The organism is Variovorax sp. Root473 (genome assembly GCF_001426505.1).
Lineage (GTDB): Bacteria > Pseudomonadota > Gammaproteobacteria > Burkholderiales > Burkholderiaceae_C > Variovorax.
Genome location: NZ_LMEV01000011.1, coordinates 31766 through 54674 on the forward strand (window position 1 = coordinate 31766; position 22909 = coordinate 54674).

The window sequence follows — 22909 nt, forward strand, 5'->3', positions numbered from 1 at the left end:
TGGGTGGCATCCTCGGCGGCGATGGCGGCCTGCTGGGGGGCGTGCTCGGCGATGACGGCCTGGTCAACGGCCTCCTCGGCGACGAAGGCATCCTGGGCGGCGTGCTCGGCGGCGACGGCGCACTGGCCGGCCTGATCGGCAGCGAAGGCCTCACCGGTGGGCTGCTCGGCGGCGATGGTCTTGTCGACAGCCTGCTCGGCCCTGACGGCGCAGTCGGCTCCCTGCTGAACGCGACCCCGTTGGCCGGCCTGCTCGGCGGCGAGGACGGGCTGCTCGGTGGCTTGCTGGGCGATGACGGCCTCCTGGGTGGCGTGCTCGGCGACGACGGCCTGCTCGGCGGTGTCCTGGGCGACGACGGCATCCTCGGTGCCGAAGGCCCGGTCGGCAGTGTGTTGAACGGCGTTCTTGGCGGCGACGGTGGCGGCCTGCTGGGCGGTGTGCTGGGTGACGACGGCCTGCTGGGTGGCGTCCTCGGCGGCGAAGGCAATCTGCTCGGTGGCTTGCTAGGCGATGAGGGCCTGCTGGGCAGCCTGCTCGGCGGCGGCGACGGTGGCTTGCTCGGCGGCGTGCTGGGTGACGACGGCCTGCTGGGCGGTGTCCTCGGCGGCGAAGGCGGTTTGCTCGGCGGCGTGCTGGGTGATGACGGCCTGCTGGGTGGCGTCCTCGGCGGCGACGGCGGCCTGCTCGGCGGCGTGCTGGGTGACGATGGCCTGCTTGGCGGCGTTCTCGGCGGCGATGGTGGCTTGCTCGGCGGTGTGCTGGGTGAAGACGGTCTCCTCGGCGGCGACGGCGGTCTGCTTGGCGGCGTGCTGGGTGAAGACGGTCTCCTGGGTGGCGTCCTCGGCGGCGACGGCGGTTTGCTGGGCGGCGTGCTCGGTGACGATGGCCTGCTGGGCGGCGTCCTCGGTGGCGACGGCGGCCTGCTGGGCGGCGTGCTCGGTGACGACGGCCTGCTGGGCGGCGACGGCGGTTTGCTCGGCGGCATCGTCGGCGAAGACGGCCTCGTGGGCAGCCTGCTCGGTGGGCTGCTGGGAGGCTCGGGTCCGGCTGCGGCCATCCTGGAGCCGGTGTCGTCGGTGCTCGGCGATGTGACCGGTGCCGCCGAACCCGTCGCGGCCGAAGCAACGCAGGCCGCCTCCAGCGCCACCGCGCCCGCAAGCGACATCCTGGCCGGCGCAGGCGCAGCGGTCGCGCCGGTGGTCACGGAGGTGGTGAGCACTGTCGAACATGCCGTGAGCGAGGTCGTGGCCCCGATCACCAGCCTGCTCGACCATGGCACCAGCGGCTCGCCGCTGGCGCCCGTGACGAACATCCTGCACGGCCTGCTGGGCTGATCCAGGACGACAGGGGCCCGCGACGGCCCCTGCCCGTTGTTCCTTGTCACGCACGTGAAGGCGCGGCGCACCGACCCCGGTGCGCCGCGCCTTCGCACGCTCGCCATGCACAATCGGCGCTCCCCGCGTCTTGAGAAGGTGTGAACGAACCCGTCATGTCCGCTCATGCCGCCCAGACACGCCCCCTCTGCGTTGCAAATGCTCGCCATAGCCCGGCTATGGCTGTGCCTTGCGCCCTGATGGGGGGCGCCTGAGCGGGCTGCTCGGCCACGCCGGATTCATTCACACCTTCTGAACCCTTTTGCCCCACGCCGCGCATGCGAATCCACGAACTGAAACGACGACTCCGCGAGGCCGGGGCCGGCCCGAGCCACGAGCAGCGCATCCTGCGGCTGTGGTCGCATGCACTGCCGCGCAACAGCGGCCGGCGCCTGCCAGCCACCTTCTTCCCGTCGTCGCTGATGGACGCGTTGCCGGCCATCGAAGCCGAGCTCGCGGGGCTGGCGCGCATCCACGCGGTTCATCCGGGCGCCGACGGGTCCGAGCGGCTGCTCGTCGCGCTGGCCGACGGCCAGACGGTGGAAAGCGTGCTGCTGCCGCGCGACGGCCTGTGCGTCTCGTCGCAGGTCGGTTGCGCGGTCGGCTGCCAGTTCTGCATGACGGGCCGCGACGGCCTGCTGCGGCAGGTCGAAAGCGCCGAGATCATTGCGCAGGTCGCGCTCGCGCGCCTGCGCCGGCCTGTGCGCAAGGTGGTGTTCATGGGCATGGGCGAGCCGGCCCACAACCTGGACAACGTGATCGAGGCGATCGAGTTGCTCGGCACGGTCGGCAACATCGGCCACAAGAACCTGGTGTTCTCCACCGTCGGCGATCCGCGCGTGTTCGAGCGCCTGCTGCAGGCGCGCGTGCGGCCCGCGCTGGCGCTCTCGCTGCACACGACCGACGCGGCGCTGCGCCGCAAGCTCCTGCCGCGCGCACCGAACCTGACGCCCGAAGCCCTCATTGACGCGGGCGAGCACTACGCCCGCACGACCGGCTACCCGATCCAGTACCAATGGACGCTGCTCGAAGGCGTGAACGACGGGCCTGAAGAAATCGAAGGCATCGTGCGGCTGCTCTCCGGCAAGTACGGGGTGCTGAACATGATCCCGTTCAACACGGTGGAGGGCGTGGACTTCGGCCGCCCCTCGCGCGAGCGCTGCGAGCAGATGGCCCGCACGCTGCACGAACGCGGCATCCTCACGAAGCTGCGCTATTCGGCCGGCCAGGACGTCGACGGCGGCTGCGGCCAGCTGCGGGCACGCGCGGCCCAGGTGCGGGTGACGGTACCGATCCGCCGCGCCGACGATCTGCTCAGCTGAGCGACATCACCCAGTCCCACACTGCGTCGGGCGCCTCGACCATCACGTTGTGGCCACGCGCGCCGAGGTCACGGGCTTCGGGGTCGAGGGAGCGGGTCTGCGCGAGGGTGACCAGTGCATCGTGGCGACCTTGGCCGAGGTGGATCGGGCAGCGCGCCAACCCGATGAGTTCGGACAGCGGCGGCTTGCCCACGGCATTGGCGTGCGGGTCCATCGCGAGGCGCCAGCCCTCGACGTCTTGCGCCACGCCGCGCGCCACGACGGGCGACGTCGCGTCGACGATTCCCGCCAGGCCCGAGACCTTCAGGTAGCGGTCCCGCGCCTCTTCTTCGGTCGCGAAACGCTTGGCGGACTGCGTCGCCAGCGTCTCCATGCGGCGGACCTCGTCATCGCTCCATGCGATCTTGATGCCCGCCGCGAACACCACATGCGGCACGACACCGAACCATCCCGTCGCCAGCGCAAGACCGATCACGCCGCCCAGCGAATGCCCGAGCACCACGAGCCGGCCTTCAGGCTTCAGATGCGGCAGCACCGCACGCGCCACGCTGGCCGCATGCTGGCCGATGGCATACGAGGCCTGCCGGTCCGATGCGCCATGCCCGGGCAGGTCGAGTGCCAGCCAACGGCCATGCCAGCGCGCACCCGCCTCGCCGCACAGCGGCGACCACACCGCGCCCGTCGCGCCCATGCCGTGCAGCAGCACCAGCAGGTCCGGGCCTTCGCCGCCTTGTTCCGTGTACATGTCCGTCGTCTCCAGGCACTTTCGATGGCGCGAGAATACCCGGCGACGCCCCTAAAAGGGCCTGATCGGCATGCACTGCCGCAACACCGCGGGGCCTTGTCCGGCCCCGTTTGCGCGGAATGGCTGACGCGTCGTACCCTGTGGCCCGGGGCATGCTTGACATTTTTCCGCGCCTCTCGCCCGCGCCTCTTTTCCCTTCTCCTTCAAAGGCTTTCGCCCCTCTCAAGAACCCATGCTTGATCGCCGATCCTTCCTCGCCGCCGGCAGTGCCGCCGCCGCACTCGCCGCCCTGGGACTGCCCGAAGAGGCGCTGGCCGCCAACGGCCTGCAACTGAGCCAGCCGGCGCCCTTCTCCTTCGATGCGCTCGTCGCGCAGGCCAAGCGCCTCGCGGCCCGCCCCTACACCGCCGCCGCGCCGCTGGCGCCGCAGGTGCTGGAACGCATCGACTACGACGCGCACGGCAAGATCCGCTTCGACCCCGCCAATGCCCTCTTCCGCGACGGGCCCGGCGCGTTTCCGGTCACCTTCTTCCACCTCGGCCGTTTCTTCCAGACGCCGGTGCGCATGCACGTGCTGGAGACCGCCGGTGGCGACAGCTTTGCGCGCGAAGTGCTCTACAGCCCTTCCTACTTTTCGATGCCCGCCGACAGCCCCGCGCGCGCGCTGCCCGAAGGCGCTGGCTTCGCAGGCTTTCGCCTGCAGGAAAGCCGCCTGGGCGACCAGGGCAAGCTCGACTGGCAGAAGAACGACTGGGTCGCTTTTCTCGGCGCCTCGTACTTCCGCGCCATCGGCGAGCTCTACCAGTACGGCCTGTCCGCGCGCGGCATCGCGCTGGACGTCGCGGTGCCCGACAAGCCCGAGGAGTTTCCGACCTTCACGCGCTTCTATTTCGAGACGCCCGCCGCGGGCAATACCACCTCGATGACCGTCTACGCGCTGCTCGAAGGACCGAGCGTCACGGGCGTGTTCAAGTTCATCATGCAGCGCGGCAAGGCCGTGATCATGGACATCGACGCGCGCGTGTTCCTGCGCCGCGACGTGACACGCCTGGGCCTGGTGCCTCTCACATCGATGTACTGGTACTCGGAAACCATCAAGCCCACCGCCATCGACTGGCGCCCCGAAGTGCATGACTCCGACGGCCTCGCGATCTGGAATGGTGCGGGCGAACGCATCTGGCGCCCGATCAACAACCCCACGCAGACGCGCGCCTCCGCGTTCGCCGACACGAAGCCGCGCGGCTTCGGCCTGCTGCAGCGCGACCGCAACTTCGACCACTACCAGGACGGCGTCAACTACGAGAAGCGCCCGAGCCTGTGGATCGAACCGCTGGGTGACTGGGGCGAGGGCTCGGTGCAGCTCATCGAGATTCCGACCGACGACGAGATCCACGACAACACCGTCGCCTTCTGGGTGCCCAAGGCGGATGCCAAGGCCGGTTCGAGCTACAGCCTGCAATACCGGCTGCACTGGACCGACCAGGAGCCTTTTCCGTCACCGCTCGCACGCTGCGTCGCCACCCGCATCGGCCGCGGCGGCCAACCGGGCCAGCCGCGCCCGCAAGGCGTGCGCAAGTTCATGGTGGAGTTCATCGGGCAGCCGCTCACCACGGTGCCCTTCGGCGTGAAACCGCAACTGGTGCTCACCGCGCCGCGCGGCAAGTTCTCCTACGTCTTCGCCGAGGCCGTCCCCAACGGCGTACCAGGCCACTGGCGTGCCCAGTTCGACTTCACGCCCGAAGGCACGGAACCGGTCGACATGCGGCTGTACCTGAAGAACGGAGACCAGACGTTGACGGAGACCTGGCTGTACCAGTACCAGCCAGGTTGAATTTCACGAAGCCTCAGCGCTTCGTGACCGACACCAGCTCAACCTCGAAATTCAGCGTTGCGTTCGGCGGAATCACACCGCCTGCGCCGCGCGCGCCATAAGCGATCGACGGCGGGCAGGTCAGCTTGGCCTTGCCGCCCGGCTTCATCTTTTGCACGCCTTCGGTCCAGCACGGGATCACGCCATTGAGCGGGAACTCGGTGGGCTCGCCGCGCTTGTAGGAGCTGTCGAATTCCTTGCCGCTGTCGGGGAAGGTGCCGCGGTAGTGGACCTTGACCACGTCGGTGGCGGCGGGCGATGCACCGGTGCCGTCCTTGAGCGACTGGTAGATCAGGCCGCTGGGCGTGGTCACGGGCGCGGATTGGGCCCACGCGGTGGACACGGCACAGATCGACACGAGCGCGGCACAAAAATAAGACTTCACGAAACACCTCGGTGGTTGAAAGCGCCCGATTATGGACAGCGCCCGCGACACCTTTGTAGGTCGATGTATCCGGCGGTGGCCCTTCTCTTGATCTGGCCGGTATGCACTGTCACCATTGTCTTGTCCGCATCCCGCACAGCCGCCGCCTCTTCCGGAAGACGATGTCCTACCGCACCACCATCGCCGCCCAGGTGTTCGCCTTCGACGACCTGCGCCAGGTGCTCGCCTGCGCCAGCCCTGCGCGCTCAGGCGACTACCTCGCGGGCCTCGGCGCGGCCACCGCGCAGCAGCGCATGGCCGCACGCCACGTGCTGGCCGACACGCCGCTCAAGCAGTTCCTCACCGAGGCGCTGATTCCCTACGAGCAGGACAACATCACGCGGCTCATCATCGACACGCACGACGCGCAGGCCTTCGCGCCGGTCGCGCACCTCACGGTCGGCGACTTCCGCAACTGGCTGCTGTCCGAGCAGGCCACCACCGAAGCACTCGGCGCGCTCGCACCCGGCCTCACGCCCGAGATGGTCGCGGCCGTGTCCAAGCTCATGCGCAACCAGGACCTCGTGGCGGTCGCGAAGAAATGCCATGTGGTCACGCGCTTTCGCGACACCATCGGCCTGCCCGGCCACCTGGCCGTGCGCCTTCAACCCAACCACCCCACCGACGACCTGCGCGGCGTGGCCGCCTCCACGCTCGACGGCCTGCTCTATGGCGCGGGCGACGCGGTGATCGGCATCAACCCCGTGTCCGACAGCCTGCCCGTTCTCGGGCGCCTGCTGCACATGCTCGACGAGGTCATCCAGCGCTTCGAGATCCCCACGCAGAGCTGCGTGCTCACGCACGTCACGAACACGCTGAAGCTCGCCGAGGCCGGCGCGCCGGTGGACCTCGTGTTCCAGTCGATCGCGGGCACCGAGCAGGCGAACCTGTCCTTCGGCGTGACGCCCGCGCTGCTCGACGAGGCCCACGCCGCTGCGCAATCACTCGCGCGCGGCACCGTCGGCAACAACCTCATGTACTTCGAGACCGGCCAGGGCAGCGCGCTCTCGGCCAACGCCAACTTCGGCGTCGACCAGCAGACCTGCGAGGTGCGCGCCTATGCGCTCGCGCGGCGCTACCAGCCGCTGCTCATCAACACGGTCGTCGGTTTCATTGGCCCCGAGTATTTGTACGACGGCAAGCAGATCATTCGCGCCGGCCTCGAGGATCACTTCAGCGGCAAGCTGATGGGCCTGCCGATCGGTTGCGACATCTGCTACACCAACCACGCCGAGGCCGACCAGGACGACATGGACACGCTGCTCGTGCTGCTGGGCACCGCGGGCATCAACTTCATCATGGGCATTCCGGGCGCCGACGACGTGATGCTCAACTACCAGAGCACCTCGTTCCACGACGCGCTGTTCCTGCGCGAGACGCTGGGCCTGAAGCGCGCGCCCGAGTTCGAGGCCTGGCTGCAACGCATGCAGATCACCGACGCCACCGGGCGCCTCGCACCGCCCTCGGCCAACCGGCTGCTGAGCGACATGGGCGGGTTGTCCGCGCTGGCACCATGAGCGATTCACCCGTCACGCCCAACCCCTGGGCACCATGGCGCGCTGCCACGCCCGCGCGGCTCGCCCTCGGCCGCGCGGGCGCCGGCATGCCCACCGACGAAACGCTGCGCTTCGGCTGGGCGCATGCGATGGCGCGCGACGCGATCCATGCGGCACTCGATGTCGACACGCTCGACGCTTCACTGCGCGCCGGCCAATGGGACGTGAACCGCGTGCGCAGCCAGGCCTCCGACCGCACCACCTACCTGCGCCGGCCCGACCTCGGTCGCCAGCTCGACACCGAAGACGCCGCGCGCCTGCGCGACGACCGGTCGGCGGGCGGCTGCGACGTCTGCCTCGTGATCGGCGACGGCCTTTCCTCCCTTGCGGTGGCGCGCCACGCGGTGCCGCTGCTCGCCGCGCTGCGCCCGCAGCTGCCGCCCGGCACGCGCCTGTCGCCCGTGTTCATTGCCACGCAGGCGCGCGTGGCACTGGCCGACGAACTGGGCGAAGCGGTCGGTGCCGCACTGTCGGTCATGCTGATCGGCGAACGCCCGGGCCTCAGCTCGCCCGACAGCCTCGGCATCTATCTGACCTACGCGCCACGGCGCGGCCGGCACGACGCCGAACGCAACTGCATCTCGAACGTGCGGCCCGAGGGGCTGTCCTATGCGCAGGCCGCCTTCAAGCTCGCGTGGCTGGTGCGCGAATCGCTGCGCCGGGGGCTGAGCGGCGTGGGGCTCAAGGACGAGAGCGATCTGGCGGTGCTGGAGCCACCCGAAGCAAAGCCGCCAGGCCTGACCGGACAAGACAGGCTTCCCGAATTCAAAAATACGCAATAAAATGACTTTTAACCAGCTTAAAAGTCACTTTATTGATGCCGAAGAGCAGCCGAAGCCTCTCAGCCCTGCCCTCGCAGACCGTCAAGCCCCTTGAGGGCCTGGGCCTGCGCCTGCGCGCGCACCGGGTGCACCGCGCATGGACGGTGGCCGAAATGGCCGAGCGGCTCATGTGCTCCCCCAACACGCTGCGGGCCCTCGAATCGGGCAAGCCCGGCACCAGCATCGGCCTGCTCGCCCATGCGCTGTGGCTGCTGGGCCAGATCGATTCGCTCGACAGCGTGGCCCCGGCTCCCGCGGAACTGGCGGCGAAGCGCCGCGTGCGTCGATCGGCCGCACAAGGCACTGCGGGTGTGATCGCGGAGGGTGAACGTGACTTCTGATCCGCTCGACGCCGAGCGCCGCATCTATGTCGGCCTCGCACACCGCACGGGCGCACCGGTGCAGCCCGCAGGCCTGATGAAGGTGGTTCGTCGCGGGGTTGTCGAGTCCGGCGAATTCGCCTATGGCCGGCGTTATCTCGAAAACCCGGCGGCCGTGCCGCTGAACCCCGAAACCCTGCCGCTGCGCGACGCCGCGTTCGTGCTGTCCGAGCAGCGCATCCGCGATGGCGGCGCGATGCCACTCACGCTGCGCGACGCGCTGCCCGACAGCTGGGGGCGCAAGGTGCTCGAAATACGCCAGGGCCGGCCGCTGTCCGACATCGACGCGCTGCTGCTGACCAACGAGGACCGCGTCGGCGCGATGGTGTTCTCCGAAGCGCTGCCCATCCGCACCGACGAACCGCCCGTCACGCTCTGGTCGCTGCAGGAACTTGCCGAGGCCTCCCGCCGGATCGAGGACGGCCTGGACATCGGCCCCGACATGCACCTGCTGCTGCGCGGCGGGAGCCTGGGCGGCGCACGCCCCAAGGCGGCCTTCGTGCACGAGGGCCGGCGCTGCATCGCCAAGTTCGCATCGCGCGGCGACGACCATGACGTGGAGGTGATCGAAGCGGCCACGCTTTGGCTCGCCGATGCCTGCGGCATCGCAGTGCCCCCGTTTCTGCTGCAGCCTCTGGCCGCGGGGCACGCCTTGCTGGTCGAGCGCTTCGACCGGTCCGGTCCGGTGACCGACGAGCGACGCTTTCACTACCTCTCGGCTTCGGCACTGCTCAACGTTCCCTACGAATCCAGCCGGGGCAGCTACATCGAGCTGGCACAACTGCTGCGGCGCATCTCGCGACAGCCGCAGGAAGACCTGTCCGAGCTGTTCCGGCGCCTGGTGTTCAACCTGGTGGTGGGCAACAGCGACGACCACGTCAAGAACCATGGCGCCGTGCAAGACGAAGACGGCCTCTGGCACCTGGCCCCGGCCTTCGATCTCGTCATGCAGCTGGGCGGCCACACCGGCTACCAGGAACTCGCCATCCTTCCGGGGCAACACGCGTCGAGTCTCGAATTGGCGCGCGCCGCAGCGCCCCATTTCGGCCTGTCGGCTGCGCAGGCGGACGATGTCATCCGCACCATCGAAGAAACCGTCGGCGTGCAAGCTGCGGCAAGTGTCGAGGCTGCCGGAGGCCATCACGACCTGGTGCGCCGTGTGGCAACGTTCATTGCGCAGCAGCACGAACGCATCCGCGCTTAGGCGCAGGGGCCGGCGCTTGCCTATGATCTTGTCATTCCATCCAGGAGACAAACAGATGTCCGCCCCCCGCTACCCCCTCGCCGAACTCAAGGACCTGCCCGACGACATCCGCACCGCGATCCTCGCCGTGCAGGAGAAGGCCGGCTTCGTGCCCAACGTGTTCCTCGGCCTTGCACGCCGTCCCGCCGAGTGGCGCGCGTTCTTCGCGTACCACGACGCGCTGATGCTGAAGGAAGAAGGCTCGCTCACCAAGGGCGACCGCGAGATGATCGTCACGGTCACCAGCGCGGCCAACCAATGCCTGTACTGCGTGGTGGCGCACGGCGCGCTGCTGCGCATCTACGAGAAGAAACCGCTGGTGGCCGACCAGGTGGCGGTGAACTACCGCAAGGCGGACATCACGCAGCGCCAGCGCGCGATGCTCGACTTTGCGATGAAGGTCTGCGAACGCTCGCACGAGATCGACGACCGCGACTTCGCGCCGCTGCACGCGCATGGCTTCGACGACGAGGACATCTGGGACATCGCAGCCATCACCGCCTTCTTCGGCCTGAGCAACCGGCTGGCCAGCTTCAGCGGCATGCAGCCGAACCCGGAGTTCTTCCTGATGGGCCGGCTGCCGCGCGAAAAGAAGTAAGCAGACGCGGCTATCGGCAACAGGCTCAGGCCTTGCCGCGGCACGAGGCCAGCGCGTCGAGCGCCGGCTTGTAGGTGGGCGTGGTCACGTCCATCAGGCCCAGCACCGTGTGGTACAGGTTGTCGTGGGTGAGCGGCGCATCCAGCCCCGCTTCCATGCACGAACGCGAGAGCTTGCGGCGCTCGCTCATGCCGTCGCCGAACCACGTGACCAGGGGCACGTGCTTTTGTGCATCGGGCGCGAAGCTGTAGGGCACGCCGTGCAGGAAGAGCCCGTATTCGCCCAGCGACTCGCCGTGGTCGCTCACGTAGAGCAGCGCCGGGTCGTACTGCTTCGATTGCGTCTTGAGCCAGTCGATGGTCTGGCCGAGGAAATGGTCGGTCTGGGCGATCGAGTTGTCGTAGACGTTCATCAGCTCGGCGTGCGCGCATTCGGCCAACGCGTTGGTCTTGCATTCGGGCGTGAAGCGCTTCAGTTCGGACGCCGAGCGCTTGTAGTAGGCCGGGCCGTGGCTGCCCATCTGGTGCATCACGAGCACGATGCCCTTGGCGCGGCGCTCGGCAGGCAGCGCGGCGATGCGTTCGTCGAGGCCCTTGAGCATCACGTTGTCCAGGCACTCCTCGCCATCGCACAGCGCCTTCTTGGTGGCGGCGTCGAGGCTGTCGAAGGCCGAGGCGTTCGGGATGCGCGCGCACACGCCCTTGCAGCCGGCCTGGTTGTCGAGCCAGAACACCGCCAGGCCCGAGGCCTGCAGCACGTCCATCAGGTTCTCGTACTCGTCCTTGCGCGACTCGTAGCCGCCCTTGCCCAGGGGCGAGAACATGCAGGGCACCGAGGCCAGCGTGTTGGTGCCGCACGAGCGCACCTCGCGGTAGCTCAACACGTCGCGTTTGGCGAGCTCGGGCGTGGTGTTGCGGGCATAGCCGTTCAGTCCGAAGTGATCGGCGCGCGCGGTCTCGCCCACCACCACCACGAACAGCGGCGGCCGCTTCTGCGCCGCGTAGCTCGCGCCCAGCGCGGTGCCGGCGGTGATCGGGATCAGCTTGCTGCTGCGCTTGAACATCGGCTTGAGCACCACGGCGCCGGCCGAGTAGAGGCTGGCGATGGGGTTCATCATGTAGCGCAGGTGCACGTTGTTGCGCATCAGCGGCGCCAGCTGCCGGTTCATCGCCACGCCCGTGACCACCGCCACGACGGCGGCCAGCACCAGCAGCAGCGCGTTGCGCCACGCGTGCGACAGCAGCCCCCTCGGCACGATGCGCACGCGCCAGATTGCCCAGGCCGCCGGCACCACCACCACGAGCACATTGAAGACCATGCGCCAGCTCAGCAGGTCGCGCGCCTCGTTGGGGTCGGTCTGGAACGCGTTCGCGATCATGCTCGGGTCCATCACCACGCGGTACTGGAGCATGTAGTGCTGCGCCACCGCGGCGATCACCACCACGAGCAGCCACAGCGGCTTCATCCAGCGCGACCAGGCCGTGAGCGACAGCATCGCGACGGTGCCGCAGAAGGTGAGCAATCCCAGCGCGACGATCGTCGGGAGGTAGGTGCTGGGCGCGCCGCCCAGGCGGGCCAGTTCGTTCAGCAACGGCCAGTTGGCCGTGAGGCCGAGGTACAGGCTGAGCCAGACGATCACCTGCCGGGTCGAGCGGGGCCGCGAGATCCGGCGGTCGATGCGTTGCCAGAGGCTGCCGGCGGCGCCTGAATCCGCCAGCGGCGCGGGACCGGATTCAGAGCGGGTGGCGGCGCGCGCTACCAGCGCGGATTCGAGACGCGAAACAGACATGCAGCCACTGTAGGCAGCGCGCCTGAAGAGAGCCTGAACAGTTCATTCAGCGCGCATTCAGGCTCGGCCGATGCGCGCCCGGCGCAGCAGCCGCAAATGCGGGCTGCGCGACACCGCGCGGCCGGCCGGACGGCTGATGCCGCGCTCCACCATGATCGAGACCAGCGCCGCCAGGATCGCGGCGGCCGTCACGTCGGTCGGGAAGTGCAGGCCCAGGTACAAGCGGCTCCACGCCACCACCACCGCCGCCACCAGCGCCAGCCGCATAGGCGTGCGCCACGGCAGGCACCACAGCGAAAAGGCCGCGGCAAAGGTGCCGGCCGCATGCAGGCTGGGAAATCCCGGCCGCACGCCCTGCGGCACCCACTGGATGCCCAGTCCGTAGAACGCGGGCCTCGGGAACGGCAGCAGCGAGCGGAAGGTGTTCACCACCAGCCACACCACGAGCACGCTGACCAGGGCCGTGAAGAAGGCATGGCGCCAGCGGCGGTCGACGGCTGCCGCGGCCGCGATCGACAGCGCCAGCAGCGTCGGCAAGACGTCGGACGCGAAGACCGCGAAGCGGATGCTCCACGCCGGCGCAGAGGCGGAGGCGTTGATCCAGCTGAACAGGGCGAAATCAAGGGCGTGCATGCAGGGGCGCAGTGCGTTGGGTGGGAAAAGGTTTCTGGCGGCGCGTCACTGCCAGATCGATGACGAAGCCCACCGTCCAGCAGACCCAGGCGGTCCACAGCGTGTGGCTCATGTAGTGCGCGCCGCGCATCTGCTGCGCCACGCCCAGCACAAGGCCGGCGAGCAGCGCCACGCCAAGCCAGAGGGCAGCCGCGCGCGGCGACACATGCCGCAGCACGAAATACCCGCCGAGGTAGGCGAACGCGGCCGAGGCATGGCCGGCCGGGAAGCAGCCCCCGGGCCCGCCGTCGCCCTGGCCCCAGGCCCAATGCGACACGTAGCGCGCCACGCCGCCGAACTCCTTCAGGTCCCACGGGCAGCTGGTGTCGCTCGCATGCTTGATCAGGCTCACGGCCAGCACCGAGGCCAGCACGGTCAGGGCGAGCTGCACGCGGGCACCCGTGCCCAGGCGCCGCAGCATGCCCACGGGCCAGCGGATGGCGGCAAACAGGCCGATCATCAGCAGCCAGCTGAGGTTTTTCGCGCCCTCGTGCATCACGTGGACCAGGAAGGGGTTGTCGCGCCACGGAAAGCCCATCGGCGTGCCGGCCAGGCGGGCCAGCGGCAGATCGCCGCCGAGTGCATCCCAGATCATCAACAAGGCCAGAGCAAGCAAGGTCAGGATTCCGGGACGGAGGTTCGGGGAACGGCGGGTCATGAAGAAAGCAGGCCTCGGAACAGACTGGGCGTGAGCCTACGCACGCAGGATGAACCCCGTCTGAAGCAACCTGAACGATTCCTGACGCAACGGCCAGGGGGCGACGCTAGACTTCGAGTTTTTGTAAGGGCACCGCGTGCGGATCTTGCTGGTCGAAGATGACAGTTCCTTGGCAGACGCGGTCTGCAGCTACCTGGTCGCCAAGGCGTTCGTCGTCGACGTGGCCCCCAGCCTGGCCGAGGCGCGCGGCGCCCTCCTTTCAGTTCAGTACGCGGCGGTGCTGCTCGACCTGCACCTGGGCGACGGCGACGGCCTCTCTTTGCTGCCGCAGGTGCGCGCGCTGCGCGAGCCGCCCATCGTCATCGTGCTCACGGCGCGCGACCAGGTCACCGACCGCATCCGCGGCCTCGACGCCGGCGCCGACGACTACCTCATCAAGCCCTACGACCCGGCCGAGCTGCTCGCGCGGCTGCGCGCCGTGGAGCGCCGGCGCAGCGCCAATACGTCGCCGGTGCTGCAGCTGGGCACGCTGGAGATCGACCTGGCGCACGACCGCGTGCGCAAGGACGGCATACCTGTCGTGCTCACGCAGAAGGAATGGGCGCTGCTGCGCGTGATGGCGACGCGGCCCGAACGCATCCACACGCGCGACAACCTGGCCGACGCGCTCTACGGCTTCGGCGACGAGGCCGACAGCAACACGCTCGAGGTGTTCATCAGCCGGCTGCGCCGCAAGCTCGGGCGCAGCCACATCCAGACGCTGCGCGGCCTGGGCTACCGGCTGTCGTTCTCGGCGGACGACGAGGAATGAGCGGCGCCCTCCTTGGCGACCGCCGCGACTCTCTCGCGGGGCGCCTCACGCGCACGCTGATCCTGTGGGTCGGCGGTGTCTGGCTCGTGTGCGTGTTCGCCGTGGTCTGGTACGTGGACCGCGAGATCAACCACAACTTCGACAACGAGCTGGTGGAGGTGTCGCACCGCATGTTCGACATGGCGGTGCAAGAGCTCGACAAGCTGAAGCGGCATCGCGAGAGCAGCACGCAGGACGCACCGCTGATCGCGCCCAAGCAGCTGTTCTCCGAAGACGCCGTGATGTACCAGGTGGTCGATGTCCACGAACATGTGCTGCTGCGCTCGGCCGAAGCGCCCGACGACGCCTTCGACGTGCCGCTGGCCGCCGGCTTCGCCAACAACCAGACCTGGCGCATCTACACCGTGCGCCACCCGACGCTGGGCCTGTACTTCCAGGTGGCCGATCCGCTCGACGAGCGCCGCCACGCGCTGAACCGCACATTGTTCGGCCTGATCATCCCGCTGGGCGCGGTGCTGCCGCTGCTGGCGCTGGTGCTGCGCCGCGTGGCGCGCACCGAGCTGCGCGTGCTGCAGCAACTCGCCGCCGAGATCGAAAAGCGCAGCGGCACCGACCTGCGCCCGATCACCCTGCCCGGCCTGCCGCAGGAGCTGCGCGCCGTGGGCGACCATGTCAACCGGCTGCTGGAGCGGCTGTCGCAGTCGCTCGACGTGGAACGCGCATTGGCCGCCAACGCCGCGCACGAGCTGCGCACGCCGCTGGCCGCCGCGCGCCTGCGGCTGCAGACCGCGCTCGACCACGACCTGAAACGCACCGACGTCGAAGGCGCGCTGCAGGCGCTGCAGATGCTGAGCCACCGCGCTGAAAAGCTGCTGCAGCTGTCGCGCGCCGAATCGGGTGCGTCGCTCACGCGGGCGCGGGTCGACCTGGTGCAGCTGGCGGGCACGGTGGCGCAGGAGTTCTGGCAAGACCCGCAGACCAACGAACGCCTGAAGCTCAAGGTGCCCGACAGCGCGGCGCCCGTGGCCTTCGGCGACGTCGACGCTCTGGCGATCGCGCTGCGCAACCTCGTCGAGAACGCGCTGCGCTACAGCGGCGACGGCCGCGTGACGGTCGAAGTCGCGGCGCCGTGTGTGCTCGTGGTGCGCGATGTCGGCCCCGGCGTCAGCGCCGAACAGCTTCAGTCGCTGCACCAGCGCCATGTGCGCCACGGCTCGGACCGCGCGGGCTATGGCCTGGGCATGTCGATCGTGGGCACGATCGTCGAGAAGCACAACGCGACGCTGGAACTGGCCTCGCCGCCGCCTGGCATGGCGCGCGGCTTCGAGGCGCGCATCGTGCTGCAGCCGGCCTGAGCCTTTTGCGCCGACGCGCCAGCGCGCCTTCAGTCGCTGACGATCTCACGCAGCCAGTCGGGCAACGCCAGCGCCTTCTGCTTCGGGAAGTCGACCCAGATGGTGGTGGCGCCGCCGGCCGCGCAGACCACGTCGGGCGCGTCTTCACGGACCATCGTGGCCCAGCTTTCGAAGGTGGTGCGGCCCGGGTCGCTCACGTACATCCTGATCCGCACGTTGCCCGGGTACTCGATCTGCCGGTAGAAGTTGCAGAAGGCGTTGACGATGACCATGCCCTCGCCGCCCGGCGTGGGCTCGACGCCGAGCGAACGGATCCAGTCGATGCGCGCAGTTTCCAGGTAGCGAAAGTAGGTGCCGTTGTTCAGGTGGCCCATGGCGTCCATGTCGCCCCAGCGGATGGGGATCGACATTTCATACACGAGCTTCTTCTTTTCGGGGATTTCAATTCTCATCGGTGGGCCTTGATGGATGCGAGGATGCCCAGGACGAACAGCATCGCCGCCAGCCATTCGGTGGCCTGCGGCCAGCGGCCGTCCCAGAGGAAGGAATAGAGCAAGGCGAACAGCGTCTCGCTCACGATCAGTTGGCCGCACAGGCTGGCCGACAGCCGCTGGCTGGCGACGTTCCAGAGGATGGTTGCGAGCCACGACGAGCCGAAACCGCTCGCCAACGCGATCCAGATGAACAGCATGCCGTCGGGCTGCGACTGCAGCGTGGCGACGTCGCTGCCCGCCACCGCCCACAGCAGCAAGGCGCCAAGGCCTGTGGCAATGCCGAGCCAGTTGGCCCAATCGGCGGCGTGCACCTCGCGGTGCCGTTGCAGCCAGGCGGCGTTGAGCAGGCCGTAGACCGTCCAGCTCACCATCGAACACAGCGCCAGCGCAATGCCCCAGCCAAAGCGCGCGCCACCGCCATGCTGCGCCGACCACTCGCCCCAGATCATCAGCGCGATGCCCGCGCCCGTCAGCAACAGGCCGGGCAGCAAAGCCCGCATGTGCAGGCCCGCCGGTCGGCCCAGCAGCATCATCCAGACGGGGATGGTGCCGATGATGAGGCTGGGCACCTCGGTGCCCGCCGCCGCGATGCCGAAGGCCAGCAGCAGGTAGTAGCCGCTGAAGCCCAGCACGCTGAGGCCGAGCGCTGCCAGCGCCTGCCGGCCGGTGGGCCAGCGCACGGCCGCGGGCCGCGCGAACACCGCCAGCGCCGACACGGCGCCGAACACCGCGAAACGCGCCGCCGTGATGTCGACCATGCCGAAGTGGCCGACCATGCGCGGGGCCACGAACACCAGGCCCCAGAGCGCGCCCGCGCCCAGGCCGGCGGCAATGCCGATCCAGGCCCGGGGGCTCAGATCGCGAACCCGTCGTCGGCCGCGATGACGGCGCCGTTCACGAAATGGCTCTGCCCGCTGGCCAGCAGCACGATCAGGCCGTCGAGGTCTTCGGGCTTGCCCACGCGCTTGCGCGGCAGCATGCTGACCAGCTTGGCGCCACCCTCGGTGCGCCAGTGTTCCTCGTTGAGCTCGGTCGAGATGTAGCCCGGGCACAGCGCGTTCACGTTGATGCCGAAGCGGCCCCATTCGAGCGCCATGGCCCTGGTCATCTGCACCACCGCGGCCTTGCTCATGCAATAAGCGCCGATCTGCGGCATGACCTTGAGCGCCGCTGACGACGCGATGTTGATGATGCGTCCGCCGATGTAGGTGCCCGGCGCCGTGCCCTGGGCGCGCGCCAGCATGCGCTTGCCGACCTCTTGCGCCACGAAGAAGGAACCCTTCACGTTGGTGTCGAAGATGTAGTCGTAGTCGTCGGGCGTGACGTCCTGCAGACGCTGCGTGGTGCTCACGCCCGAGTTGTTGACCAGAACGTCGATGGGCCCCACTTCGGTTTCGGCGCGCGCCACGGCAGCCTTGATGCTGCCGAAGTCGGTCACGTCGAGCTCGACCACGTGGGCGTCGCCGCCTTCGCCTTCGATGCGCGCACGCAATTCCTTGAGCTTGTCGACGCGGCGGCTGGCCAGCACCACGGCGGCACCGGCACGGGCCAGCGTTTTCGCGAACTGGGCGCCCAGTCCGCTGGAGGCGCCGGTGACGAAGGCCACGCGGCCGGAGAGATCGATGCTGTAAGCCATGGGCAGAATCCTGTGGAGTCGCGCAGGTGACGCAGGGCGCCTCGCCTGCAGGCGACAAGGCCACGGCCGGACGCCGCATAAAATGCCCGGCGAACCGGGACGCCCCCGCGCCTCTAAAAATCATTATCGACCCAACCCACATGACGCACGACGAAATCCTCGCCCAGTTCGGCCCTCGCGAAGCCATGGAATACGACGTGGTCGTGGTCGGCGGCGGCCCCGCCGGCCTCTCGACCGCGATCCGCCTCAAGCAGCTCGCCGCCCAGCAGGAGAAAGAGATCTCCGTCGTCGTGCTCGAGAAAGGTTCCGAGCCCGGCGCGCACATCCTGTCGGGCGCCATCATGGACCCGCGCGCGCTCAACGAACTGCTGCCCGACTGGCAGGAACTCGGCGCGCCGCTGAACCAGCCCGTGACCGACGACGCCATGGTGTTCCTCGGCGAGAAGTCAGGCCTGCGCACGCCCAACGCGTTCCTGCCGGCCTGTTTCCAGAACCACGGCAACTACATCATCAGCCTGGGCGCCTTCACCAAGTGGCTGGCGCAACAGGCCGAGAACCTCGGCGTGGAAATCTTCCCCGGCTTCCCGGCCGCCGAAGTGCTCTACAACGAGAACGGCTCGGTGCGCGGCGTGGCCACCGGCAACATGGGCGTCGGCAAGGACGGCGAACCCACCGAGAACTTCCAGCTGGGCATGGAGCTGCTGGGCAAGTACACGGTGTTCGCCGAAGGCGCGCGCGGCCACCTGGGCCGCCAGCTCATCGCCAAGTTCAAGCTCGACGAAGGCCGCGACCCGCAGACCTACGGCCTGGGCGTCAAGGAAGTCTGGGAAATCGATCCCAAGCGCCACCAGCCCGGCTTCGTGCTGCACACAGCCGGCTGGCCAATGAAGAGCGACACCTACGGCGGCGCGTTCCTCTATCACATGGAGGACAACAAGGTCACGATGGGCTTCATCACGGGCCTGGACTACAGCAACCCGTACCTGAGCCCGTTCGAGGAAATGCAGCGCTGGAAGCTGCACCCCAACATCCGCTGGTACCTCGAGGGTGACGAAGCCAAGGGCATCAAGCCCGCCAAGCGCATCGGCTACGGCGCGCGCGCGATCACGGCCGGCGGCCTGATGTCGCTGCCCAAGACGGTGTTCCCGGGCGGCGCACTGGTCGGCTGCGAGGCCGGCTACCTCAACGTGAGCCGCATCAAGGGCAGCCACGCCGCCATCAAGACCGGCATGCTGTGCGCCGAGGCCGCATTCGACGCGGTCATGGCCGGCCGCCAGCACGACGAACTCACGGCCTACCCGGCCGCGTTCGAGAAGAGCTGGCTCTACACCGAGCTGAACAAGGCCCGCAACTTCAAGGCCTGGTTCAAGAAGGGCCTGGGCATCGCGACGGTCATGAACGGCGTCGAGCAGTGGCTGCTCAAGGGCCACATCCCATGGACCCTGCGCCGCAACAAGCCTGACCACCAGTACCTGAAGCCGGCGGCCGAGTGCAAGCCCATCGCCTACCCGAAGCCGGACGGCAAGCTCACCTTCGACCGCCTGTCGAGCGTGTTCATCAGCAACACGAACCATGAAGAGCAGCAGCCCGCCCACCTGACGCTGAAAGACGCGTCGGTGCCGGTCAACGTCAACCTTGCCAAGTTCGCCGGCCCCGAGAGCCGCTACTGCCCGGCCGGCGTGTACGAGTTCGTGCCCGACGAAACCGGCGCCGGCAAGGAGCGCCTGCAGATCAACGCGCAGAACTGCGTGCACTGCAAGACCTGCGACATCAAGGACCCGACGCAGAACATCGTCTGGGTCACGCCCGAAGGCGGCGGCGGTCCGAACTACGTGGGCATGTAAGACGCCCGCCGCATCGATGCATGGAAGCCCTCTTCGGAGGGCTTTTTTCATGGCGCTTCAGGCGAGGTACGCGGCGACCTCGTCGGGCGTGAGGAAATGCACCAGCGACACCTGCGGGTTCTGCTCGGCGTGCAGCACGTGGGTGAACCCGTTCCAGCCGCGTGCGGGCTTGTCGTCCGTTTCCAGCGCAACGAGCACCAGCCGCCCCTGCCTGCGCGCGTTCTCGCGCAGCGTGCCTTCGCCCCAGGACCACGCCATGCGGTCCACCAGCTCGCCCTGGGCGTAGGCGGTCGCCTGCAGCCAGAGGAACGAGGCGGCATCACTGTCGCCGTCGCGGCGCGCGCGCGGCGGCTGCCGTATGCCCAGCGTCTGGGCGTGCGTTTCCATCAGGTCCTGCAGCAGGGAGAACGCGTGGAAGTTGTTGTTGAGGCCCTGGGCGCGAACGACCATGCCGGCGCCCGACGCCGGCAGCAGCACCACCAGCTCGTCCTCGTACGACAGCTGGGCCGCCGCGCGCAGGAAATGCAGCGCCTCGAAGGGCAGCGAGTCGTTGGCATACATGGCCTCGATGTGCGCGAGCAGGCCTTCGTCCGCCACCAGCGACTGGTGGTTGCGCACATCGCGCACCACCATGGTCATGAGCGGCAGCGCCAGCAGATCGACCGCGCGCTGGCGCGCATCGACCTCGAAGCGGGCCAGCGGCGACAGCGACGCGAGCGCGGCTTCGGCGGCCTGCCAGACGGCGAGTTCCTTCTCGTCCTGCGGTTCGTCGTCATCCTCGTCCGGCTCATGCGGCTGCGCCGCGCAGTACGGTGCCAACGACGCCAGCAGGCGCCCCGCCAGTTGCCGCACGGCGTCGAACATGAGCTGCGGATCGGCCCCGTTTTCCACCAGCGCGCCGCAGAACACCGCCAGCAAGGCGGCCCGATGCGGATGCACGTCGCCGAGCTGCGCGATGGCGGCGCGCAGCACCTCGTCCTTCGCAGAACTTTCCACGACCTCGAAGTAGAACGCGCGGACCTCGGGCCGCTGGAAGAAGGAAGCCTGGGTGTCGAGGTCGGCGTCCTGCAGCACAGGCAATCCCAGGGTGGCGAGGAGATCGGGAGGCAGCATGGGCATGCGCAAATTGTGCGATACCCGCCGACGCTATCCTCGCGACACACGGACACAAGGAGACAGGACTTCATGCACATCGTCATCACCGGCGGCGCCGGCTTCCTCGGCGCGCGCCTGGCGCGCACCCTGCTGGCGCGCGGCCGGCTTTCGCTCGCGGGCGCGCCCGAACGGGACATCGAACGCATCACCCTCGCGGACCGCGTGGCACCGCCCGCCGACCTGGCGGCCGACGCGCGCATCGCATCCGCCGTGGGCGACCTCAACGACCAGCTGCGCGGCGACGGCGCCGCCTTCTGGCGCGAGGCCGACGCGGTGTTCCACCTCGCGGCGGCCGTCAGCGGCGAATGCGAGGCCGACTTCGACCTCGGCATGCGCAGCAACTTCGCGGCCACGCACGGCCTGCTCGAAACGCTGCGCGCGCTCGGCACGCGCCCCGTGCTGGTGTTCTCCAGCTCGCTCGCCGTGTTCGGCGATTCGCCCGAGCAGCCGCTGCCCGCGCTCATCGACGACCACACGCTGCCCACGCCGCAGACCAGCTACGGCATCCAGAAATTCATCGGCGAGCAGCTGGTGGCCGACTACACGCGCAGGGGTTTCGTGCAGGGGCGCAGCGTGCGTCTCATGACGGTGAGCGTGCGCCCCGGCCAACCGAACGGCGCGGCCTCGGGCTTCTTCAGCGGCATGATCCGCGAGCCGCTCGCCGGCCTGCGCGCGGCCTGCCCGGTGCCCGACGAGACACCCGTGGCCATCGCCTCGCCGGCACGCACCATCGAAGGCATCGTGCGTGCCGCCGAGGCCGGCAATGCGGACTGGGGCGCGCGCACCGCGCTCAACCTGCCCTCGCTGGCCACCACCGTGGGCGAGATGGCCGCCGCGCTCGAACGCGTGGCCGGCCGCGCCGCCACCGACCTGCTCGACCGCACGCCCGACGCCACCATCGGCCGCATCGTGAAGACCTGGCCGGGCCGCTTCGACACGCCGCGCGCGCGGGCCCTGGGCCTCGTGGCCGACGAGCGATTCGACGACGTGATTCGCGCCTACGTCCGTGAAAGTCCCGACGCGGTGAAACTGGTTATTCGTGCATAGTCACCTCTTTGCGTGAAACCGGTCTCAGGCTGTTTTGCGCGCCCCTTTTTTCCAACCGAGGAGACAGACAAATGAAGTTGACCCGACTGGCCGCCGGCCTGGTTCTGGGCATGGGCATGGCCTGCGCCGCTTTTGCGCAGACGACCATGAAGATCAGCATTTCCACCGCGCAGAACTCGCACCAGGGCGTGGCCATCGACACCTTCGCCAAGGAAGTCGAAAAGCGCACGGGCGGCCGCTACAAGGTCCAGACCTTCTACAACGGCGCACTCGGCGGCGAACGCGAGTCGATCGAAGCGGTGCAGCTGGGCACGCAGGAACTGGCCTTTTCCTCGACCGGCCCGATCCCGAACTTCGTGCCCGAGACCAAAATCCTCGACGTGCCGTTCCTGTTCCGCGACAAGGCCCATGCGCGCGCCGTGCTCGACGGTCCCATCGGCCAGGAAATGCTGACCAAGTTCGACGCCAAGGGCTTCAAGGCGCTGGCGTGGGCCGAGAACGGCTTTCGCCACATGACCAACAGCAAGCGCGACGTGAAGGCCCCTGAAGATCTCAAGGGCCTGAAGATGCGCACGATGGAAAACCCGGTGCACATCGCCGCCTACAAGGGCTTCGGCATCGTGACCACGCCGATGGCCTTCCCCGAAGTGTTCACGGCGCTGCAGCAAGGCACGGTCGATGGCCAGGAGAACCCGCTGCCGGTGATCATCTCGGCCAAGTTCGACCAGGTGCAAAAGCACCTCTCGCTGACCGGCCACGTCTACTCGCCCTGCATCTTCGTGATGAACAAGGCCACCTTCGACAAGCTGAGCGCGGCCGACAAGCAGGCCTTCCTCGACGCCGCCAAGGAAGGCACCAAGGCCAACCGTGCACGCGTGGACGAAGACGACGCTAAGGGCGTCGCCGACCTGCGCGCCAAGGGCATGACCGTGATCGACAACGTCGACAAGGCCAAGTTCGTGGCGGCGCTGGCGCCGGTGAATGCCCAGTTCGAAAAGGACTTCGGCAAGGCCAACCTCGACAAGATCCGCAACTTCAAGTGATCACCCGGCGGCTGTCTCCTGACAGCGTCGATGCCCGCCCAGCTTTGTCTGGCGGGCTTTTTTCGTTCAGAAC

Annotated in this window: 21 protein-coding genes and 1 pseudogene; 13 read left to right on the forward strand and 9 right to left on the reverse strand. The window is 68.6% G+C overall.

What is annotated here, in order from left to right; all coding sequences use genetic code 11:
- A pseudogene (locus tag ASD34_RS28070) lies at positions 1 to 1334 on the forward strand (hypothetical protein); the annotation flags it as partial.
- Between the two features lie 317 nt (positions 1335 to 1651).
- Entirely contained in the window at positions 1652 to 2695 is a 1044-nt protein-coding gene (locus ASD34_RS05355) for an RNA methyltransferase (protein WP_056573821.1), read from the forward strand.
- Here ASD34_RS05355 and ASD34_RS05360 read toward each other — a convergent pair.
- Complete coding sequence (locus ASD34_RS05360) at positions 2688 to 3440, reverse strand: alpha/beta fold hydrolase (RefSeq protein WP_056573824.1); 753 nt, start codon at positions 3438 to 3440, stop codon at positions 2688 to 2690. The genes ASD34_RS05355 and ASD34_RS05360 overlap by 8 nt on opposite strands.
- Positions 3441 to 3672: 232 nt before the next feature.
- On the opposite strand from ASD34_RS05360, the gene ASD34_RS05365 reads away from it, so the two are divergent.
- On the forward strand, positions 3673 to 5271 hold the full coding sequence (locus ASD34_RS05365; protein WP_056573827.1) for a glucan biosynthesis protein: 1599 nt from the start codon (positions 3673 to 3675) through the stop codon (positions 5269 to 5271).
- Positions 5272 to 5284: 13 nt separating this feature from the next.
- On the opposite strand, the gene ASD34_RS05370 is transcribed toward ASD34_RS05365, so the two are convergent.
- Complete coding sequence (locus ASD34_RS05370) at positions 5285 to 5695, reverse strand: FKBP-type peptidyl-prolyl cis-trans isomerase (RefSeq protein ID WP_056573831.1); 411 nt, start codon at positions 5693 to 5695, stop codon at positions 5285 to 5287.
- A 161-nt stretch (positions 5696 to 5856) separates the two neighbouring features.
- Here ASD34_RS05370 and ASD34_RS05375 point away from each other — a divergent pair, with 161 nt between their 5' ends.
- The 5 genes from ASD34_RS05375 to ASD34_RS05395 are packed head-to-tail and all read left to right on the forward strand — an operon-like array spanning position 5857 to position 10332.
- Positions 5857 to 7251, forward strand: a complete 1395-nt coding sequence (locus ASD34_RS05375; protein WP_056573835.1) for an ethanolamine ammonia-lyase subunit EutB — start codon at positions 5857 to 5859, stop codon at positions 7249 to 7251.
- Positions 7248 to 8072, forward strand: coding sequence for an ethanolamine ammonia-lyase subunit EutC (gene eutC, locus ASD34_RS05380; RefSeq protein WP_056573838.1), 825 nt, complete (start codon positions 7248 to 7250; stop codon positions 8070 to 8072). The genes ASD34_RS05375 and eutC overlap by 4 nt, the downstream gene beginning before the upstream one ends.
- Positions 8073 to 8107: 35 nt before the next feature.
- A complete protein-coding gene (locus tag ASD34_RS05385; protein WP_056573841.1) occupies positions 8108 to 8452 on the forward strand; it encodes a helix-turn-helix domain-containing protein in 345 nt (114 codons plus the stop codon).
- On the forward strand, positions 8442 to 9695 hold the full coding sequence (locus ASD34_RS05390; RefSeq protein ID WP_056574003.1) for a type II toxin-antitoxin system HipA family toxin: 1254 nt from the start codon (positions 8442 to 8444) through the stop codon (positions 9693 to 9695). Before ASD34_RS05385 ends, ASD34_RS05390 begins: the two co-directional genes overlap by 11 nt.
- A 55-nt stretch (positions 9696 to 9750) precedes the next feature.
- Entirely contained in the window at positions 9751 to 10332 is a 582-nt protein-coding gene (locus tag ASD34_RS05395) for a peroxidase-related enzyme (protein ID WP_056573844.1), read from the forward strand.
- A gap of 25 nt (positions 10333 to 10357) precedes the next feature.
- Here ASD34_RS05395 and ASD34_RS05400 read toward each other — a convergent pair whose 3' ends face one another.
- From ASD34_RS05400 to ASD34_RS05410, 3 genes are read right to left on the reverse strand one after another with little or no spacing between them, the layout of a single operon-like run.
- A complete protein-coding gene (locus ASD34_RS05400; protein ID WP_056573847.1) occupies positions 10358 to 12121 on the reverse strand; it encodes a phosphoethanolamine transferase in 1764 nt (587 codons plus the stop codon).
- 57 nt (positions 12122 to 12178) lie between these two features.
- Positions 12179 to 12754 (reverse strand): phosphatase PAP2 family protein, encoded by a 576-nt coding sequence (locus ASD34_RS05405; RefSeq protein WP_056573849.1) that lies wholly within the window; start codon positions 12752 to 12754, stop codon positions 12179 to 12181.
- Entirely contained in the window at positions 12741 to 13451 is a 711-nt protein-coding gene (locus ASD34_RS05410) for a phosphatase PAP2 family protein (protein ID WP_056573852.1), read from the reverse strand. Before ASD34_RS05410 ends, ASD34_RS05405 begins: the two co-directional genes overlap by 14 nt.
- A gap of 136 nt (positions 13452 to 13587) precedes the next feature.
- On the opposite strand from ASD34_RS05410, the gene ASD34_RS05415 reads away from it, so the two are divergent.
- Together ASD34_RS05415 and ASD34_RS05420 are read left to right on the forward strand one after the other, a co-directional pair.
- Complete coding sequence (locus ASD34_RS05415; protein ID WP_056573854.1) at positions 13588 to 14262, forward strand: response regulator transcription factor; 675 nt, start codon at positions 13588 to 13590, stop codon at positions 14260 to 14262.
- A complete protein-coding gene (locus ASD34_RS05420) occupies positions 14259 to 15617 on the forward strand; it encodes a sensor histidine kinase (protein ID WP_056573857.1) in 1359 nt (452 codons plus the stop codon). Before ASD34_RS05415 ends, ASD34_RS05420 begins: the two co-directional genes overlap by 4 nt.
- 29 nt (positions 15618 to 15646) lie before the next feature.
- Here ASD34_RS05420 and ASD34_RS05425 read toward each other — a convergent pair whose 3' ends face one another.
- The 3 genes from ASD34_RS05425 to ASD34_RS05435 all read right to left on the reverse strand — a co-directional run bounded on the left by ASD34_RS05425 (position 15647) and on the right by ASD34_RS05435 (position 17747).
- Complete coding sequence (locus ASD34_RS05425; protein WP_056573861.1) at positions 15647 to 16069, reverse strand: acyl-CoA thioesterase; 423 nt, start codon at positions 16067 to 16069, stop codon at positions 15647 to 15649.
- Complete coding sequence (locus ASD34_RS05430; protein ID WP_235509982.1) at positions 16066 to 16887, reverse strand: DMT family transporter; 822 nt, start codon at positions 16885 to 16887, stop codon at positions 16066 to 16068. Before ASD34_RS05430 ends, ASD34_RS05425 begins: the two co-directional genes overlap by 4 nt.
- 77 nt (positions 16888 to 16964) lie before the next feature.
- Positions 16965 to 17747, reverse strand: coding sequence for an SDR family oxidoreductase (locus tag ASD34_RS05435; protein WP_056573867.1), 783 nt, complete (start codon positions 17745 to 17747; stop codon positions 16965 to 16967).
- 140 nt (positions 17748 to 17887) lie between these two features.
- On the opposite strand from ASD34_RS05435, the gene ASD34_RS05440 reads away from it, so the two are divergent.
- Positions 17888 to 19591, forward strand: a complete 1704-nt coding sequence (locus ASD34_RS05440) for an electron transfer flavoprotein-ubiquinone oxidoreductase (RefSeq protein ID WP_056573870.1) — start codon at positions 17888 to 17890, stop codon at positions 19589 to 19591.
- A 57-nt stretch (positions 19592 to 19648) separates the two neighbouring features.
- Here ASD34_RS05440 and ASD34_RS05445 read toward each other — a convergent pair whose 3' ends face one another.
- Positions 19649 to 20710, reverse strand: coding sequence for a hypothetical protein (locus ASD34_RS05445; protein ID WP_056573873.1), 1062 nt, complete (start codon positions 20708 to 20710; stop codon positions 19649 to 19651).
- Between the two features lie 66 nt (positions 20711 to 20776).
- Between ASD34_RS05445 and denD the strand changes: the two genes are divergently transcribed.
- Together denD and ASD34_RS05455 are read left to right on the forward strand one after the other, a co-directional pair.
- Positions 20777 to 21793 (forward strand): D-erythronate dehydrogenase, encoded by a 1017-nt coding sequence (denD, locus tag ASD34_RS05450; protein WP_056573876.1) that lies wholly within the window; start codon positions 20777 to 20779, stop codon positions 21791 to 21793.
- A 71-nt stretch (positions 21794 to 21864) separates the two neighbouring features.
- The gene (locus ASD34_RS05455; RefSeq protein WP_056573879.1) at positions 21865 to 22836 is read left to right on the forward strand and encodes a TRAP transporter substrate-binding protein; all 972 of its coding nucleotides are present in this window, start codon (positions 21865 to 21867) and stop codon (positions 22834 to 22836) included.
- The last annotated feature ends 73 nt before the right edge of the window (positions 22837 to 22909 follow it).

Excerpts from the sequence above, each read along its gene's own strand:
- ASD34_RS05365 (WP_056573827.1), top strand. The coding sequence starts at position 3,673 with ATGCTTGATCGCCGATCCTTCCTCGCCGCCGGCAGTGCCGCCGCCGCA.
- ASD34_RS05385 (WP_056573841.1), top strand. The coding sequence starts at position 8,108 with ATGCCGAAGAGCAGCCGAAGCCTCTCAGCCCTGCCCTCGCAGACCGTC.
- ASD34_RS05400 (WP_056573847.1), bottom strand. The coding sequence starts at position 12,121 with ATGTCTGTTTCGCGTCTCGAATCCGCGCTGGTAGCGCGCGCCGCCACC.
- ASD34_RS05435 (WP_056573867.1), bottom strand. The coding sequence starts at position 17,747 with ATGGCTTACAGCATCGATCTCTCCGGCCGCGTGGCCTTCGTCACCGGC.
- ASD34_RS05455 (WP_056573879.1), top strand. The coding sequence starts at position 21,865 with ATGAAGTTGACCCGACTGGCCGCCGGCCTGGTTCTGGGCATGGGCATG.
- ASD34_RS05360 (WP_056573824.1), bottom strand. The coding sequence starts at position 3,440 with ATGTACACGGAACAAGGCGGCGAAGGCCCGGACCTGCTGGTGCTGCTG.
- ASD34_RS05430 (WP_235509982.1), bottom strand. The coding sequence starts at position 16,887 with ATGGTCGGCCACTTCGGCATGGTCGACATCACGGCGGCGCGTTTCGCG.
- ASD34_RS05440 (WP_056573870.1), top strand. The coding sequence starts at position 17,888 with ATGACGCACGACGAAATCCTCGCCCAGTTCGGCCCTCGCGAAGCCATG.
- ASD34_RS05355 (WP_056573821.1), top strand. The coding sequence starts at position 1,652 with ATGCGAATCCACGAACTGAAACGACGACTCCGCGAGGCCGGGGCCGGC.
- ASD34_RS05405 (WP_056573849.1), bottom strand. The coding sequence starts at position 12,754 with ATGCACGCCCTTGATTTCGCCCTGTTCAGCTGGATCAACGCCTCCGCC.
- ASD34_RS05425 (WP_056573861.1), bottom strand. The coding sequence starts at position 16,069 with ATGAGAATTGAAATCCCCGAAAAGAAGAAGCTCGTGTATGAAATGTCG.
- ASD34_RS05445 (WP_056573873.1), bottom strand. The coding sequence starts at position 20,710 with ATGCCCATGCTGCCTCCCGATCTCCTCGCCACCCTGGGATTGCCTGTG.
- ASD34_RS05420 (WP_056573857.1), top strand. The coding sequence starts at position 14,259 with ATGAGCGGCGCCCTCCTTGGCGACCGCCGCGACTCTCTCGCGGGGCGC.
- ASD34_RS05410 (WP_056573852.1), bottom strand. The coding sequence starts at position 13,451 with ATGACCCGCCGTTCCCCGAACCTCCGTCCCGGAATCCTGACCTTGCTT.
- denD (WP_056573876.1), top strand. The coding sequence starts at position 20,777 with ATGCACATCGTCATCACCGGCGGCGCCGGCTTCCTCGGCGCGCGCCTG.
- eutC (WP_056573838.1), top strand. The coding sequence starts at position 7,248 with ATGAGCGATTCACCCGTCACGCCCAACCCCTGGGCACCATGGCGCGCT.
- ASD34_RS05395 (WP_056573844.1), top strand. The coding sequence starts at position 9,751 with ATGTCCGCCCCCCGCTACCCCCTCGCCGAACTCAAGGACCTGCCCGAC.
- ASD34_RS05375 (WP_056573835.1), top strand. The coding sequence starts at position 5,857 with ATGTCCTACCGCACCACCATCGCCGCCCAGGTGTTCGCCTTCGACGAC.